The 15,478-nt window shown below is 71.5% G+C and carries 17 protein-coding genes; 8 read left to right on the top strand and 9 right to left on the bottom strand.

The genetic code is table 11. From position 1 onward, the window contains the following. Positions 1-15 precede the first annotated feature (15 nt). Positions 16-612: an MBL fold metallo-hydrolase gene (locus ACTWPV_RS15910; protein ID WP_443152337.1), complete on the top strand. Its 597-nt coding sequence runs from the start codon at positions 16-18 to the stop codon at positions 610-612. Here ACTWPV_RS15910 and ACTWPV_RS15905 read toward each other — a convergent pair. Beyond that, complete coding sequence (locus tag ACTWPV_RS15905; RefSeq protein ID WP_443152336.1) at positions 579-1,211, bottom strand: TetR/AcrR family transcriptional regulator; 633 nt, start codon at positions 1,209-1,211, stop codon at positions 579-581. The genes ACTWPV_RS15910 and ACTWPV_RS15905 overlap by 34 nt on opposite strands. Positions 1,212-1,294: 83 nt before the next feature. Here ACTWPV_RS15905 and ACTWPV_RS15900 point away from each other — a divergent pair, with 83 nt between their 5' ends. Further along, a complete protein-coding gene (locus ACTWPV_RS15900) occupies positions 1,295-1,705 on the top strand; it encodes a nitroreductase family deazaflavin-dependent oxidoreductase (RefSeq protein WP_443152335.1) in 411 nt (136 codons plus the stop codon). A gap of 232 nt (positions 1,706-1,937) precedes the next feature. Here ACTWPV_RS15900 and ACTWPV_RS15895 read toward each other — a convergent pair whose 3' ends face one another. The 3 genes from ACTWPV_RS15895 to ACTWPV_RS15885 all read right to left on the bottom strand — a co-directional run bounded on the left by ACTWPV_RS15895 (position 1,938) and on the right by ACTWPV_RS15885 (position 3,412). Beyond that, positions 1,938-2,174 (bottom strand): exodeoxyribonuclease VII small subunit, encoded by a 237-nt coding sequence (locus ACTWPV_RS15895; protein ID WP_132512172.1) that lies wholly within the window; start codon positions 2,172-2,174, stop codon positions 1,938-1,940. A gap of 87 nt (positions 2,175-2,261) precedes the next feature. Next, complete coding sequence (locus ACTWPV_RS15890) at positions 2,262-2,792, bottom strand: DUF4245 domain-containing protein (protein ID WP_443152334.1); 531 nt, start codon at positions 2,790-2,792, stop codon at positions 2,262-2,264. Positions 2,793-2,803: 11 nt separating this feature from the next. Further along, positions 2,804-3,412, bottom strand: coding sequence for a TetR/AcrR family transcriptional regulator (locus ACTWPV_RS15885; protein ID WP_347646310.1), 609 nt, complete (start codon positions 3,410-3,412; stop codon positions 2,804-2,806). Between the two features lie 229 nt (positions 3,413-3,641). On the opposite strand from ACTWPV_RS15885, the gene glpX reads away from it, so the two are divergent. Then, on the top strand, positions 3,642-4,676 hold the full coding sequence (gene glpX, locus ACTWPV_RS15880) for a class II fructose-bisphosphatase (protein WP_443152333.1): 1,035 nt from the start codon (positions 3,642-3,644) through the stop codon (positions 4,674-4,676). A gap of 30 nt (positions 4,677-4,706) precedes the next feature. Here glpX and ACTWPV_RS15875 read toward each other — a convergent pair whose 3' ends face one another. Then, the gene (locus ACTWPV_RS15875; RefSeq protein WP_443152332.1) at positions 4,707-5,357 is read right to left on the bottom strand and encodes a DUF1707 SHOCT-like domain-containing protein; all 651 of its coding nucleotides are present in this window, start codon (positions 5,355-5,357) and stop codon (positions 4,707-4,709) included. A 217-nt stretch (positions 5,358-5,574) separates the two neighbouring features. Between ACTWPV_RS15875 and ACTWPV_RS15870 the strand changes: the two genes are divergently transcribed. Together ACTWPV_RS15870 and ACTWPV_RS15865 are read left to right on the top strand one after the other, a co-directional pair. Beyond that, positions 5,575-6,264, top strand: coding sequence for a DUF998 domain-containing protein (locus tag ACTWPV_RS15870; RefSeq protein ID WP_443152331.1), 690 nt, complete (start codon positions 5,575-5,577; stop codon positions 6,262-6,264). A gap of 24 nt (positions 6,265-6,288) precedes the next feature. Further along, positions 6,289-7,470 (top strand): MFS transporter, encoded by a 1,182-nt coding sequence (locus ACTWPV_RS15865; protein ID WP_443152330.1) that lies wholly within the window; start codon positions 6,289-6,291, stop codon positions 7,468-7,470. On the opposite strand, the gene ACTWPV_RS15860 is transcribed toward ACTWPV_RS15865, so the two are convergent. Genes ACTWPV_RS15860 through pdxR form a run of 3 tightly spaced genes read right to left on the bottom strand, consistent with a single transcriptional unit; the run spans position 7,440 to position 10,623 of the window. Continuing rightward, positions 7,440-8,246, bottom strand: coding sequence for a TIM barrel protein (locus tag ACTWPV_RS15860; RefSeq protein WP_347646305.1), 807 nt, complete (start codon positions 8,244-8,246; stop codon positions 7,440-7,442). The two genes, ACTWPV_RS15865 and ACTWPV_RS15860, sit on opposite strands and share 31 nt — an antisense overlap. Beyond that, a complete protein-coding gene (locus ACTWPV_RS15855; protein WP_443152329.1) occupies positions 8,246-9,181 on the bottom strand; it encodes a Gfo/Idh/MocA family protein in 936 nt (311 codons plus the stop codon). Before ACTWPV_RS15855 ends, ACTWPV_RS15860 begins: the two co-directional genes overlap by 1 nt. A 50-nt stretch (positions 9,182-9,231) precedes the next feature. Beyond that, positions 9,232-10,623 carry a MocR-like pyridoxine biosynthesis transcription factor PdxR gene (pdxR, locus tag ACTWPV_RS15850; RefSeq protein ID WP_443152328.1) on the bottom strand — a complete coding sequence of 464 codons (1,392 nt, stop codon included), beginning with the start codon at positions 10,621-10,623 and terminating at the stop codon, positions 9,232-9,234. Positions 10,624-10,691: 68 nt separating this feature from the next. On the opposite strand from pdxR, the gene ACTWPV_RS15845 reads away from it, so the two are divergent. Then, positions 10,692-11,567, top strand: a complete 876-nt coding sequence (locus ACTWPV_RS15845; protein ID WP_443152327.1) for a DMT family transporter — start codon at positions 10,692-10,694, stop codon at positions 11,565-11,567. A 45-nt stretch (positions 11,568-11,612) separates the two neighbouring features. Further along, entirely contained in the window at positions 11,613-13,265 is a 1,653-nt protein-coding gene (locus ACTWPV_RS15840; RefSeq protein WP_443152326.1) for a fumarate hydratase, read from the top strand. A gap of 141 nt (positions 13,266-13,406) precedes the next feature. Here the strand turns inward: ACTWPV_RS15840 and ACTWPV_RS15835 are convergent, their stop codons facing one another. Continuing rightward, complete coding sequence (locus tag ACTWPV_RS15835) at positions 13,407-13,595, bottom strand: DUF5999 family protein (protein WP_347623292.1); 189 nt, start codon at positions 13,593-13,595, stop codon at positions 13,407-13,409. Between the two features lie 749 nt (positions 13,596-14,344). Between ACTWPV_RS15835 and ACTWPV_RS15830 the strand changes: the two genes are divergently transcribed. Further along, positions 14,345-15,454, top strand: coding sequence for a serine/threonine-protein kinase (locus ACTWPV_RS15830; protein WP_443152325.1), 1,110 nt, complete (start codon positions 14,345-14,347; stop codon positions 15,452-15,454). The last annotated feature ends 24 nt before the right edge of the window (positions 15,455-15,478 follow it).

The following is a 15,478-nucleotide window of genomic DNA, read 5'->3' as shown; positions in this document are numbered from 1 at the left end:
CCTGAGCTCCGGCGAATGAAGGTCACGAAGTTCACGCACGCCTGCGTACGCGTGGAGCATGAGGGGCGCAGGCTGGTCATCGACCCGGGGACGTGGACCGAGCCCTCCGCTCTGGACGGCGCGGACGCGGTGCTGGTCACGCACGAGCACGGCGACCACGCTGACGTGCTGCGGCTGCTGGGGGCGGGTGTGCGGGTGTACGCGCCGGCCGGGGCCGAGCTGGGGCGGCTGCCGTACACACCGGTGAGCGCCGGTGAGGAGCTCTCGGTGGCGGGCTTCCACGTGCGGGCCTGCGGTGGGCGGCACGCGCCGATCTATGGCGGTCTGCCCGACTGTGCCAACATCGGCTACCTCGTCGAGCACGCCCTCTACCATCCCGGAGACTCGCTGCACGTGCCGCAGGAGCCGGTGGAGACGCTGCTGGTGCCGTTGCAGGCGTCGTGGCTGAAGACGGCCGAGGTGATCGACTTCGTACGCGCGGTGCGGGCGCGGCGGGCGTACGGGATCCATGACGCCCAGGTCAACGAGAGAGGGCTGGCGAGCGTGAACGGGTGGCTGGCCCAGGAGACCGGCCCCGGCTACCGCTGGCTGCCTCCGGGCGGGACGCTGTAGCCGCGGCTGACCACCGTGGCCAGCCGGCCCAGGCCGGCCTTGATCTCCTCGATCGTCATGCCGCGCTCTTCCTGCTGGAAGGCGATCAGGCGGGCGTTGGCGGGCGCGAGGAGCGCGTCGGCCAGGAACGCCGGGTCAGCCGCAGGGCAGGCCTGGGCGAGCAGCGTGGCCAGGTGGACGTGGTGCACCCGGTACGGCCCGCCGTACCGGATGGTCTTGCCGCACTTCTCCAGCTGCACGAACAGCCCGTGCTGGGCCACGACCCGGTCGACCAGAGCGTCCAGGAACGCGGTGATCCGTTCGGCGGCGGGGGCACCGGGCCCGAGCGGCGGCGGCCCGGCGAGGAAGGACTCCTGGAACTGCCGCTCCTGGTCGTCGATCAGGGCCAGGACGAGCCCGGTGCGGTCGCCGAAGCGCCGGTAGACGGTGCCGACCCCGACGCCGGCGACGCGGGCCACCTCGTCGAGCGAGATGTCGTCCGCGCCGTGCTCGGCGATCATCCTGGCGGCCACCTCGATGATCTTCCGTCGGTTACGGGCGGCGTCGGCCCGTTCCGGCTGGGGCTGCCCGATCACGGGCAGGATTCGGCGTCCGCACACGGGGGGAGCATACAGCTTGTAAACGGAGAACTCTCCGATTAATCTTCGAACCGGAGATCTCTCCGATTCCCTGAGGAGCTGTGATGAAGGATTTCAACCAGCAGGTCATAACCGAGTTCCGCGCCAACGAGGGGCGGGTCGGGGGCATGTTCGAGGGGGCGCCGCTGCTGCTGCTCACCACCACGGGAGCCAAGAGCGGCAAGCAGAGCACCACCCCGTTGATGTACCTGCCGGACGGCGACCGCCACGTCGTCATCGCGTCCGCCGGCGGCGCCGACAAGCACCCGGCGTGGTACCACAACCTGCGCGCCACCCCCAAGGCCACCATCGAGGTCGGCGCGGACACGTTCGAGGCCAGTGCCGTCGCCGTGGAGGGCGAGGAACGCGACCGGCTCTACGCGCGGATGGTGGCGCAGGCACCCCAGTTCGCCGAGTACGAGGCCAAGACCACCCGCCGCATCCCGGTGGTCGTCCTCGTGCCGGCCGGCTCCTGACGCTCCTGAACCGCGACCGGCCACCAGGCCCCGGACCGGCCGCGGCAGGAACGGCAGCGGGTCCCGCCGCAGGCGGAAGGCGCCGGCCCGGCCGCAGCAGCCTTGCGGCGGTCGGGCACAAGGGGGGCGCGGCGGGCCCGCAGCCAGGACGGCGGTGCGGCGATCGCGCCGCACCGCCCAGCCACCATGCGTGCCGGCGGGTCGGAACGTGGCGTCGCCCGACGTGGGCGGGTCAGAACGGGGCGTCGCCCGCGTCGTCCGACGTCGGATCGGAGCGGCGGGCCATGGCCGCGGCGAGCTTGACCCGGGCCCCCTGCAGCCACTCCTCGCAGACGGCGGCCAGCTTCTCGCCCCGCTCCCAGAGCTCGATCGACTGCTCCAGCGTGAGCCCGCCGGTCTCCAGGCGGCGCACCACCTCGGTCAGCTCCTCGCGGGCCTGCTCATATGAGGGTGCCTTCTCGTCTGCCACGGCACCCACCCTAGACGCGACGGCGCGTGCCCGGGCGCAGGCGCGTACCCGCACGCGAGCGGCAAAGCATGCCCTGGCGGGCGCGAGTCAGCCCTGAGGGCGTTGCTGGAGGAGGGCGGCCAGCTCGGCCAGCTCGGGCCAGCCGGCGGTGCCGGTGATCACCAGGGTCACGTCGGGCAGCATCCGCACCAGGGTGCGCTGGTTCTTGTCCTCGCGGAAGCGCTGCTCCCACGTGACCCCGCCGATCTGCTGCGTGCCCACGGCCTTGTCGCTGTTGGCCATGCGGCTCGCGAACCCGGCAGGCGGCTTCTCGTCGCTCTGCGCGAACATCGCGTGCTCCCGCTCGGCGGTGGCGTAACCGAGGTAGAGGACCTTGGCGCCGCTCGTGCCGGCGGCGATCCGGTTGCTGTTGGGGATCCATCCGGCCGGGTCGTTCCGCGGCGCCCACACGCCGTAGGGCACCTCGTGGCCGAAGTTGGCGACGGTGATGGAGTAGTCGACCCGGGGGATGTGCTCATCGCGGCTCTGCGGGGTGACCAGCAGGAACACCCCGGCTCCCACCAGGCAGACCAGCAGGGCTACCGCGTAGCCGTAGAAACCTTCGGTGAACCGTCGCACACCTGGCGAGGTTACCCGCTGGACGAGGCGGTCGCCGAAGTGGCCGGGCGGATCTGGCCGATGATGGCGAGGGCGTCCTCGGCCAGGCCCCGGTCGCCTGACCGTACGACCTCGGACACGGCCGCGGCCAGCGCCCCCGTGATCACCACGACCAGCGCGCCTTCGTCCTCGAACAGGGTGGCGTTGAGCTGCGCCCACTTGCGGAGCCGGTCGCGCATGATGACGTCGAAGCCGGGCGGGCCGTCGCCGCGCAGGAAGAGCGCGGCCAGCTCGCGCTCCTCCAGGCAGCCCTCCAGATAGGCGCGGGCGGCGCTGACGAACACGCGCATCGGGTCTGTCTCGCCGCCCGCGCGGGCCGCGCGGGCGGCCAGCTTGGTGCGCTGCGACAGCCCGGCCTGGAACTCCTCCCACAACGTGAGGTAGAGGTCGGCCTTGCCGGAGAAGTGGTGGTAGAGGCTGCCCACGCTGGCCTCCGCCCTGGCCACCACGTCGGTCACGCCCGCCTCCGCGAAGCCCTTGGAGACGAAGACCTCCCTGGCTGCGGCCAGCAGCGAGCTGCGTGTGGCCGCGCCCCGCTCGGACGTGCGCGACTGGGCCACCACGTTTTCCACATCGCTCATTCGGATCTCCTCCACGGCGAGGCGCCATCCTGCTCCACGGCGGAGGCGGGACCTCCGGCGCGGAACCCGTTCTCCGGCAGGCAGAACGACCAGTCGAAGCTTACCGAGGCCGCCTTTTCCCCGCTTCCGGGCAGAGGAGCAATGTCGACAGGGCAGATTATCCCGCCCGGAGCGGGAATATGGCGGCAACTACGATCGACGTAGAGGTTCCACGAGGAGGCCACGCATCATGTCCGACGAGACGTCCGTACCGGCCCAGCTCGCCACGGGCGAGCACGCCCCCGATCGCAACCTGGCGATGGAGCTCGTCCGGGTCACGGAGGCCGCCGCGATGGCGGCGGCCCGCTGGGTCGGCCGGGGAGACAAGAACGGCGCCGACGGCGCGGCGGTGAACGCCATGCGCCAGCTGATCAACACGGTGTCGATGAACGGCGTGGTGGTCATCGGCGAGGGCGAGAAGGACCACGCCCCGATGTTGTTCAACGGCGAGCAGGTCGGCGCCGGCAGCGGCCCCGCCTGCGACGTGGCCGTCGACCCCATCGACGGCACCAGGCTGACGGCGCTGGGCATGCCCGACGCGGTGTCGGTGATCGCCGTGAGCGAGCGCGGCTCGATGTACGACCCGTCCGCGGTGTTCTACATGGAGAAGCTGGTCACCGGCCCCGAGGCGGCCGGCGTGGTCGACATCGAGGCCCCCGTGTCCGCGAACATCAACGCGGTGGCCAAGGCCAAGCACTGCTCGCCGTCCGACGTGACCGTGGTGGTGCTCGACCGGCCCAGGCATGAGCGGCTGGTCAAGGAGATCAGGGAGACGGGCGCGCGGATCAAGTTCATCACCGACGGTGACGTGGCCGGCGCGATCATGGCGGCCCGTTCCGGTACGAACATCGACCTGATGCTGGGCATCGGGGGCACGCCCGAGGGCATCGTGGCGGCGTGCGCGCTCAAGTGCCTGGGCGGCGTGATCCAGGGCCGGCTCTGGCCCCGCGACGACGCCGAGCGGAGCAGGGCGGTCGACGCCGGGCACGATCTCGGCCAGGTGCTCACCACCAACGACCTGGTCAGGTCGGACGACGTGTTCTTCGCGGCGACCGGCATCACGCACGGCGAGCTCATGCAGGGCGTGCGGTTCAGGGCCGGCTCGGCGGTGACGGAATCGCTGGTCATGCGAGGCCGGTCGGGGACGATCCGCAAGATCGAGAGCGAGCACCAGCTCTGGAAGCTGCGCGCGTACAGCGCGATCAACTTCGACACCGCGGGCTGAGGCGGCGGGCCCGGCGCCGATGGGGCGCGGTCAGCGGCGGCGCTTGCGGCGGGGTGGCTCCTTGACCTTGACCTCGCCGGCGAAGTTGGTCGTGCGCACCTCGACGACGGGACCGCCCGGCTCCGTCGGCTGCTTGGTCAGCCGGACGGTCTTGTCCCTGGCGACCCTGATCACCTCGAGCCCTTCGGGCACGTGGATCTCCAGCCCGCCGAAGACGAGGGTGGCGTTGATGATGATCCGCCGGTTCTGCAGGATCGCGTCACGGAAGTCGAGTTTGGTCGTGCCGAACATGGCCGTCACGGCGAGCTCGGCGGGCACGACCCAGCGCCCGCCGCGCTGCTCCTTCCTGAAGATGGCCGACACCGGACGGTCGTCGAGGTTGAGCGGCTGGTCCTCGGCGGGCAGCAGGTCGGCGGTGAGCGAGGCCAGCTCGCCGAGCGTGCGCGAGGAGTAGAGCACGCCGAGCCGTTCCTCCAGCTCCTCCAGGGAGAGCCGGCCGTCGGCGTGGGCGTCCTGGAGGACCTGGGCGATGCGCTCCCGGTCGGCGTCGGACGCGCGTAGCTCGTGCGGCTGCGGTGCGTCGCCGGACGCCGGCGGGCGGCGGGCCGACACCCACTCCTCGGCCAGCCGCTCTCCCACTTCCTGCAGCTTGGGCAACCACGATCCAGCGCGTTCGTTCACACTTCTGACGATATCTGGCGCTCGCTGGATGCGCTCGTCCCGAACCGGTCCGCGTCAGCCGATTCGCGCCGGGGAGGCGACGATCTCCCCGGCCAGGTCCTCGTTCGTCTCGGCGTGGCGGAAGGCGGCGCCCCGGGGGGCGAGCCGCGAGAAGTTCGCCCCGCGCGGAATCCGTGCGCGCCCCCGGCCGTTGATCAGGCTTAGGAGGTGTGTGCGCGTGCATCAACCGGCGCGGTGGGGTCTCGGCGCGGCAGGCGCGGGCATTGCGGTCATTTTCGGCCTGGAGGTGTCCAGCCTCGACGGGATGAACCCGATCAGGCGGACCATCAGCGAGCACGGCCTGGGCCCCGACGGCTGGATCTTCGGGTTCGCCGTGGGTCTGCTGGCGGCGGGGTCCGTGGGCATCGGGGTGTCCCTGGCGCGCAGGAAGCTGGCCGGTGTTCTCGGCACCGTGGCGCTCATGGGGTGGAGCGTCGGCCTGCTCATGACGGCCTGGTTCGAGAAGCACGACTGGTCGGTGGGGCCGAGCGTGAGCGGGAGCATCCACCGGGTGGGCAGTTTCTTGGCCTTCCTGTGCCTGCCGCTCGCGGTCGTGCTCATCACCGGGCCGTGGCGGCGCCGCGAGCGGTCGCGGGCCACGCTGGTGGCGTTCGGGCTCGGGGTCTGCTCGGTGTTGTGGGTGGTGGGCATCGGCACGGTGGTGTTCGTCGGCACGCGCAACGGCCTGCCGTGGTATCGGGTCATGCCTCTCGGGCTGGTGGAGCGCGGCCTGGCCGTCACGGAGGTGGCGGCGCTGCTGGCGCTCGGCGTGTGGGCGGCCACTCCGGGGAACCGGTCGCTGAAACCCGGTCTGCTTGCTGGCGGAACGGCTGGTTCTGCGGCTAACCTGACTCCGCCTCACGTTTGATCCACCCCCGATCAGGAGGCCGCCGTGCCGTCCTCGCGTGATCGCCAGGCCCGGCTCGCCACGTACGTCGTCTACGCCGTGCAGGGCCTGTCGTTCGCCTCGCTCCTCATCCAGGTCGCCGCCCTGCAGGACAAGCACGAGCTCGACGAGGGCACGCTGACGCTCCTCCTGCTGATCGTTCCCGTCTTCGCGGGGGTCGGCAGCGTGGCGGCGGGGGCGTTCGCCGCCCGCCACGGCAGCAGGGTCCTGCTGCGGGTCGCCCAGCCGGTGGTGGCCGCCGCCGTGGTGCTGGCCGGGGTCGCGCCGAGCGTGCCGCTGCTGGTGCCGGTGCTGCTGGTGTTCGGCCTGGCCGTGGGCGCGGTCGACGCGGGCATCAACATGCAGGGCGTGGCGGTCGAGCGCAGGTACGGCGTCCAGGTGCTCAACGGCTTCCACTGCGTGTGGAGCGCGTTCGGCATGGCCGGAGCGTTATGGGCGTCGGTGGCCGCCGATCTCCCGCTGCCGCTCATCATGGCGATCCCGATGGTGTTCGCGCTGGCCGGCTCCCTCTACGCGGGCCCCGGCCTGTGCGCGCCGGACGAGGAGAAGGCCGCGGCCGCCCCAGGGACCACCCCGGGCCGTTTCCCCTGGCGGCCGATCGTGCCCCTCTGCCTGGCCATGGGCTTCCTGTACGTCGGCGACGCCGCCGTGTCCAACTTCAACACCGTGTTCATGAAGGACGTGCTGGCGGCGGGCCCGCGCGTGATCCCGCTGGCCTACGTGGCCTACCAGGCGACCACGCTGGCCGTCAGGCTCGGCGGCGACCTCGCCGTCCGCAGGTACGGCCCCGCCGCCATCGTCAGGATCGGCGGCGTGATCGCCACCGCCGGTTTCCTCGGCGTCGTCCTGGCCCCGAACCAGCCGCTCGGCATCGCGGCGTTCGGGCTGACCGGGGTCGGGCTGTCGGTGGTGGCGCCGCAGTCGTTCTCGGCGGCCGGCCGGCTCGACCCGTCGGGCACCGGGGTCGCCATCGCCAGGGTGAACCTCTTCAACTACGTCGGCTTCATCGTGGGCGCGGCCCTGGTGGGCGGCATCGCGGACGCCGCGGACATGCGGGCGGCGTTCGCCGCGCCGCTGGTGCTGGCGGCCGCGATCATCGTGCTCGCGCCCGGCTTCGAGCCCAGGAGCCGCACCGGTCAGCCCGCGCCCACCACCCCGTCGAGGTAGGCGAGGCTCCGCCGCACGTCCTCGACCGGCCGGTCGTCAGGGCCGGACAGGATGACGTCCTGCTCCATGACGTACCAGCCGTCGTAGCCGCTCCTGGTCAGGCCGGTGATGATGGCCTCGATGTCCACGTCGCCCTGGCCGAGCGGGCGGTAGACGCCCTCGCGCACCGCCTGCGTGTAGGGCAGCGTCCCGGCGGCGACCCGGGCGGCGAGGCGGGCGTCGACGTCCTTGAGATGCACGTGTGCTATTCGCGACGCCGCCGCCTCGACCAGGGCGGCCGGGTCGGTGCCGCCGACCAGCAGGTGGCCGGTGTCGAGGCAGAGCGGTACCGAGCTGCCCTCCAGCACCCGCTCGACCTCGGCCCGGCTCTCGACCATGGTGCCCACGTGCGGGTGCAGGACCGCTCGGGGGCCGAGCGCGGCGGCGATCCGGTCGAGGTTGCCCAGCAGCGTGGCCCAGCCGGCGGCGTCGAGCTCGGGGCGCGTGTCGTAGCCGTCGTCGCCCGTGGCGGCGGCCAGCACGAGCAGCCCGTCTTCCGGCAGGCCCGGCAGCGGGTCGTGGCCCGGGTCGTGGAGCACGACGGGCACGAAGGCGCCGGCCAGGCGCAGGCCGTACCGCTCGATGAGACCGGGCGTCAGGAAACCCTGAGGGCCCAGCTCGGTCGCGGTGAGGCCGAGCTCGCACATCTCGGACAACACCCGGTCGGGCGGAAGTTGGTGGCCCCAGCCGGGGACCTCGCACACGCCCCACGAGATGGGCGCTCCCGCGAGCTTCATCACCGCACCTCCGCCACGTCGACGGGACGGCCTTCGCGCAACGACAGGTCGGCGGCCTCGGCGATGTACAGGGCCTCCAGAGCGTCCTCGATCGAGCAGAGGCCCTGGCCGCCGCGGAGGAAGCAGTCGATCTCGTCGCGGTACGCGGTCGCGAAGCGGGTCACGAAGTCGGGCCAGGGATCGTCCGGTTCCCGCTTGCCCTCGGTCGTGTGGAGCGGGGCGCGCGGGCCGAGCCCCACCGCCTGGGTGCGGCGGGTGCCCGCGAGTTCCATGCGCACGTCGTACCCGCCGCCGTTGTAGCGCGAGCCCTGCAGGGTGGCCAGCGTGCCGTCATCCAGCGTGAGCAGCGCGGCGCTGGTGTCCACGTCGCCCGCCTCGGCGAAGAACGCGGCGCCGCGGTTGGCGCCCCGCGCGTAGACGGACACCACCTCGCGGCCGGTCACCCAGCGCAGGGCGTCGAAGTCGTGGACGTGGCAGTCGCGGAAGATGCCCCCGGACAGCGGGATGTACGCGGCGGGCGGCGGCGCGGGGTCGGCCGTGACCAGGTGGACCCGGTGCAGCTCCCCCAGCTCGCCGTCGCGCACGGCCCGCGCGGCGGCCGCGTACCCGGGGTCGAACCGGCGCTGGAACCCGACGTGCACCCGGTTGCCCGCGCGCGCCTCCAGCACCTTGACGGTCTCGGCCACCGTGCCCGCGACCGGTTTCTCGCAGAACACCGGGATGCCGAGTGCGCAGGCTCGGACGATCAGCTCGGCGTGGGTGCTGGTCGGGGTGGCGATGACCACGGCGTCCGACTCGAAGGGGTCTCCCGGCCTGCCGTACGGGGACGTCCGCACGGGATCGGCCACGATCAGCTCGTCCACCAGCGGATGGGCGGCCATGGTCGCGGCGTGGAAGGCCCCGATCCGGCCCAGCCCGAACAGTCCCACACGCATGAACGTCTCCCGTCCCCGCCGGAGCCTCCGCCCAGGCGGATATGAAACCTTTAATCCATAGCATGTCCTGACATACTTACTTTTAAGCCTCGGACGGCCTCGGCGGCCTTGTGACCGGGCAGCCGCGCGAACCCCACCACCACCGCCGGCCTCCCTGGCGACCGGCGCATGGGGCCCACAGGCTCGGCGGACAACCCCAGCTCCCGCGCCACCCGCGCCGTCCGCGGCTCGTCCCAGCCGTCCGGCAACTCCAGGTAGACGTGCAGGCCCGCGTCGATGCCCTTGACGCTGATCTCGGGAAGCTCGCGGGCCAGCGCCCTGACCAGGGCGTCCCTGCGGCGGCGGTATTCCCTGCGCATGCGGCGCAGGTGCTTGTCGTAGCCGCCGGTGCGCAGGAAGTGCGCCAGCGCGTACTGCTCGATGACCGGCGAGCCCAGGTCGAGCTCGCCCCTGGCCCGGCGCACGTCCTCGGCCAGGTCGGGCGGCGCGGCCACCCAGCCCAGGCGCAGGCCGGGCGCGAGCGCCTTGCTGACGCTGCCCGACAGGATCACGCGGTCGGGCGCCAGGCCCTGCAGGCAGCCGACGGGGTCGCGGTCGAAGCGGAACTCGGCGTCGTAGTCGTCCTCCAGGATCACCCGGTCGCCCACGTGGACCCACTCCATCAGCGCCGCCCTGCGGGACGGGGAGAGCACCACACCGGTCGGGAACTGGTGGGCCGGCGTCACCAGCACCGCGTCACCGCTCAAGCTGCGCACGTCGAGGCCCTCCTCGTCCACGGGCACCGGGACGAGGTGCGCGCCCGCTCTCCTGAGCAGGGGCGCCTGGCGGTGGCTCGTCGGGTCCTCCACGGCGAGCCGGAGCGCGCGCCGCCGGGACAGCACGTGGAGCACGAGACTCAGCCCCTGCGCCACGCCGCCGACGATGATGAGGTTCTCCGGGCGCGCGTCGGCCGCCCTGACCCTCCTGAGGTATCCGGCCAGCTCTTCCCGCAGCTCAGGCACGCCGCCAGGGTCCCCGTAGTCGAGGGCGTCCGAGGGTACGGTGGCCAGGACGTGCCTGACCGCCGCGAGCCAGCGTTCACGGGGGAAGTGGCCCAGGTCAGGAGAGGTGGGACGATGACCGTAATACGGCGCGGGGGTGTCCGAGGCGGGCCGGGCCGGCGTCGCCGCACGCTGCCAGGGTGCTGCTCCGGCGGCCGGCGCCGGGGTGACCTGGGTGCCGACGCCCACGTGGGAGACCAGGAACCCTTCGGCGACGAGCTGCTCGTACGCCTCCACCACCACGGCCCTGGAGACCTGGAGGTCGGTGGCGAGCTCGCGGGTCGCGGGCAGGCGGGTGCCGGGGGCGAGCCGGCTGCCCCTGATGGCATCGCGCAGTTCGGAGGCGATCTGACCAGCGATCCCTCCATGGTCTCGATCTATCTGAATGTGGAGATCTGCCATATTGGTCCTCTGCCCCAGCGCGGTATTGGACTGTTTTCCCGAACCATCGTTCTCCTAGCATCCCGCACATGAGACACGGCATCGTGGGCGCGGCCTCCGCCATGTTCCTGGTCGGGACGCTGGCGGGCGTCTCCGGCCTCATCGGCGACTACCCCATCTACGGCGGGCAGGCGGTGCGCTACCTCGTGGCCGCCGTCATCCTGCTCGTCATCACGCGAATACTCGGCCTGCCCCTCCTCCGGCTGACGCTGCGGGAGGGCCTGTGCCTCGCCGGGCTCACCCTGCTCGGTCTGGTGGTCTTCAACGTCTGCGTGATCGAGTCCACCAACGATTCCGGGCCCGCGCTGGTCGGCACCATCCTGGGCACCGTGCCGCTCTGGCTCGCGCTGGCCGGCGGGCGGCCCGCGCCACGGGTGCTCGTCGGAGCGTGCGTGGTGGTGGCAGGGGCGACCCTGGCCACCGGCCTCGGCAGCGGCAACCTGCCCGGCCTGCTCTGGGCCCTCGGCGCGCTCGTGGGCGAGCTGAGCTTCTCCCTGCTGGCCATCCCCCTGCTGCCGAAGCTGGGCGCGATCAGGGTGGCGGCGTACTCGACGGCGCTCGCGGTGCCCATGCTGGCCCTGGTCGGGCTGGCCTACGAAGGGCCCGACATGGTGCGTACGCCGACCGTGGCCGAAGGGCTGGGGCTGGCCTACCTGGCGATCGTGGTGACCGTCGGAGCCTTCTTCCTTTGGTATTCCGCGCTGCCCCGGCTGGGCCCCGGGCTGGCCGGGCTGTTCGCCGGTCTCATCCCGGTCGGCGCGATCGTCACGGGGGCGGTGCTCGGGATCGCCATGCCGACGGCGTACGACCTGCTCGGAGCCGGGCTGGTGATCGCCGGCATCACGCTCGGCCTCACCGCGGGCCGGTCGCGGGCGCGAGCGCAGGCGGCCGTCTCCGAGGCGTGAAGCCCGGGTCACCCGTTAACCTCTTGGGTGACCGAAAGGATGGACATGGGCGAGTTCGACTACACCGACCTGCTGCCGCTGGGAGCCGACGAGACCGAATATCGGCTGATCACCACGGAGGGGGTGCGGAAGGTCGAGGCGGCCGGGCGTACGTTCCTCGAGGTCGAGCCGGAGGCGCTGCGGCTGCTGACCGAGACGGCGATCCACGACATCTCCCATTTCCTGCGAACCTCCCACCTCGCCCAGCTGCGCAAGATCGTCGATGACCCCGAGTCCAGCGGCAACGACCGCTTCGTCGCGCTCGACCTGCTGAAGAACGCCTCCATCTCGGCCGGCGGCGTGCTCCCCATGTGCCAGGACACCGGCACCGCGATCGTCATGGGCAAGCGCGGGCGCCACGTGCTGACCGACGGGCGCGACGCCGAGCACGTCTCGCGGGGCGTCTACGACGCCTACACCCGGCTCAACCTGCGTTACTCCCAGATGGCTCCGCTGAGCATGTGGGAGGAGAAGAACACCGGCGACAACCTGCCCGCCCAGATCGAGCTGTACGCCGAGGACCCCCACGGCCACCCCGACGAGTACAAACTGCTGTTCATGGCCAAGGGCGGCGGCTCGGCCAACAAGTCGTTCCTGTACCAGGAGACCAAGGCCGTGCTCAACGAGAAGCGCATGCTGGCCTTCCTGGAGGAGAAGATCCGCTCGCTGGGAACGGCTGCCTGCCCTCCCTACCATCTGGCGATCGTCGTCGGCGGCACGTCCGCCGAATACGCGCTCAAGACCGCCAAATACGCCAGCGCCCGCTACCTCGACTCGATCCCCACCGAGGGGTCGCCGTCCGGGCACGGTTTCCGGGACCTCGAGATGGAGGCCAAGGTCTTCGAGCTGACCCAGAAGCTGGGCATCGGGGCGCAGTTCGGCGGCAAGTACTTCTGCCACGACGTGCGCGTCATCCGCCTGCCCAGGCACGGCGCCTCCTGCCCCGTGGCCATCGCCGTGTCCTGCTCCGCCGACCGGCAGGCGCTGGCCAAGATCACGCCGGAGGGCGTGTTCCTGGAGCGGCTGGAGACCGACCCGGCGCGGTTCCTGCCGGAGACCACCGACGAACACCTCTCGGACGACGTGGTCCAGGTCGACCTCAACCGGCCCATGCCCGAGATCCTCGCCCAGCTGACGAAATTTCCGGTCAAGACGCGGCTTTCCCTCACCGGACCGCTCGTGGTCGCCCGCGACATCGCCCACGCCAAGATCGCCGAACTGCTCGACAACGGCGGCGAGATGCCGGAATACCTCAAGAACCACGCCGTCTACTACGCCGGGCCGGCCAAGACCCCCGACGGTTACGCCTCCGGCTCGTTCGGGCCGACGACGGCCGGGCGCATGGACTCGTACGTCGGGCGTTTCCAGGCGGCCGGCGGGTCGATGGTGATGCTGGCCAAGGGCAACCGGTCCAAGCAGGTCACCGAGGCGTGCGAGCAGCACGGCGGCTTCTATCTCGGCTCCATCGGCGGCCCCGCGGCCAGGCTGGCGCAGGACTGCATCAAGAAGGTCGAGCTGCTCGAATATCCCGAGCTCGGGATGGAGGCCGTGTGGAAGATCGAGGTGGTCGACTTCCCCGCGTTCATCGTCGTGGACGACAAGGGCGACGACTTCTTCACCGACAGGACGGGCCCGGTCCTGTCCATCGGCCGCCGCTGACGGCGGCGAGGGGTTCCGCGCGGGGGGTCGCCGGCGGGCGGATGCCGGCGACCGCGGGGCGCCGGCGGCCCGGGGGGTTGAGGAGCCGCGGTCAGGCGCCGGCGGGTGCCTGGCGCGGCGGCTCCGGCCGGAGGTGGGCGGTCACGCGGCCACCGGTGCCCGGTGCGGTGCCACGACGGAGCCGTCGGGCAGCAGCAGGCCGGTGTCGTCGAACAGCACGACGCCGTTGCAGAGCAGGCTCCACCCCTGGTCAGGGTGGGAAGCGATCACGTGCGACGCCTCACGGTCGGGCGAGTCGGCACTGGGGCAAACGGGGTGGTGACTGCACATCGCGCACCTCTCAGATAGCGCTCCTGGTCGTGGTCTCAATAGGGCAGCAGGCGCCCGGACGGCGTGCGAAGGTCCAGGCCGGTTCCGGCCGGCTTCTTCGGCCGGCGGCGAACCTGGGTCTGGCGCATCTCCATCACGTCCTTCAACGATCTGGCATCGGTGGGAGGACTTCGGCCTGTGCCTCCAGTCTGACGCTCGGCTCCGACATTTCCGGTGGCCCAGGACTTGGCCCTCCCTCATGGCTTTACCATGCCCCCGCCCGCTTTCGGGACCCTTACAACCCGCTGACGGCGCCCCCTAGACGCCCGTAAGCGAGCGAGTTGACCGGCTGACATTCCCTCCCAGGCATCATCCGCCGATATCGGCGACAAGAGTGTGCCGATGGGCACACTTACCCCGGCGAGCTGCGCGAACACGCTTCCGGCAGCGGATGATCTCGTCGGTGGGCGCCGCTCGCCGGCCCTTCGAGAGTGAGGAGGCGGGCTGGGCAGAGAGTCACGCCGCCCGACGCGGACCGGACCGTCGACGCCGGCGAGACGAGGGCGAGGAACTGCGAGCTCGGCCGTTCACGGCGGAGAAGCCGACTATCGGAACGTGCACGTCGAGAAACTGTGGGGCCTCATCAACAGGGATGACGTGGACCACGAGGTTTGCCGACGTGACGAGTCAGGCCACTTGACTTAACTTCGCAACATTTTATCGGCCACGCCTCTACTGGTCGGTTTACACAAATAGGTAAGCTGCCAGGCATGCGTGCGCCCTCCGGTTACCTACTCGCCGCGCGCTACCGGCTCATGGAGCCGGTTGGTCGTGGCGGCATGGGCACCGTTTGGCGGGCGCATGACGAGCTGCTCGACCGCGACGTGGCGGTCAAGGAAGTACGCCTGCCCACCGTGCTCGACGAGGAGTTGCGCGCCGAGTTGTGCGCCCGCACGGAGCGCGAGGGCAGGGCGACCGCCATGGTCACCCACCCCTCGGTCATCACCGTGTTCGACGTGGTCACCGAGGACGACCGGCCATGGATCGTGATGGAGCTGCTCCGTGCCAGGTCTCTGGAGCAGCTCATCCAGGAGCGCGGGCCGCTCCCCCCGCGCAGGGCCGCCGAGATCGGCCGGCAGATCCTCGGCGCGCTGCGCGCGGTGCACGCGAAAGGCATCCTCCACCGCGACGTCAAGCCGAGCAACGTGCTCGTGACCGAGGACCGCGCGGTGCTCACCGACTTCGGCCTGGCCGCACTCGAAGGTGACGTTTCCATTACCCAGGCGGGCATCGTGTTGGGGTCCGCCGGTTACATCGCGCCAGAGCGGGTGCTCGGCTCCAAGGCCAGCCCCGCGGGCGATCTGTGGTCGCTCGGGGCGACTCTCTACACCGCCGTCGAGGGCAGGGGCCTGCACGGCCGCCGTACGGCCGCCGCCGCGCTCGCGGCGCTGACCAGCGGCGAGCCGATCCCGATGAGCAAGGCCGGCCCGCTGGCCCCCGTGCTCGACGCGCTCCTGCGGATCGACCCGCAGACCAGGCTCGACTCCGTACGCGCCTCGCTGATGCTGGCCAGGGTGGCCGCGGGAGGCTCGGCGGAGGAGCCGCTGACCCCGCGCAAGCCCAGATCCGCACGCCCGGTGCCGGCCCTCACGCCGCCGTCTTTCACACGCAGGCCCGCGCATCGCGGGCTGCACCGCGCCGAGACGCAGACCGTCACCGTGCCCGCGCCGAGGCAGGAACGCAAACCCGGCGAGGGTGTGCACAGGAAGCGCGTTGAAGCGCGGCCGTCGCCGTCGGCTTATGCCCGTTTGAAAGCGACGGTGATAAAGTTGTGCCTTCCTCGGCGGTTCTGGCCAAGAGAACTTCGCAAGCGAGGGTAAAGCACTTCCCAAGCGAGAATCGAT

It is taken from the genome of Nonomuraea sp. KM88 (assembly GCF_052245635.1).
Taxonomy (GTDB): Bacteria; Actinomycetota; Actinomycetes; order Streptosporangiales; family Streptosporangiaceae; genus Nonomuraea.
Note: the sequence above shows the minus strand (reverse complement) of the source record. Positions and strands in the feature narration are given on the sequence as shown.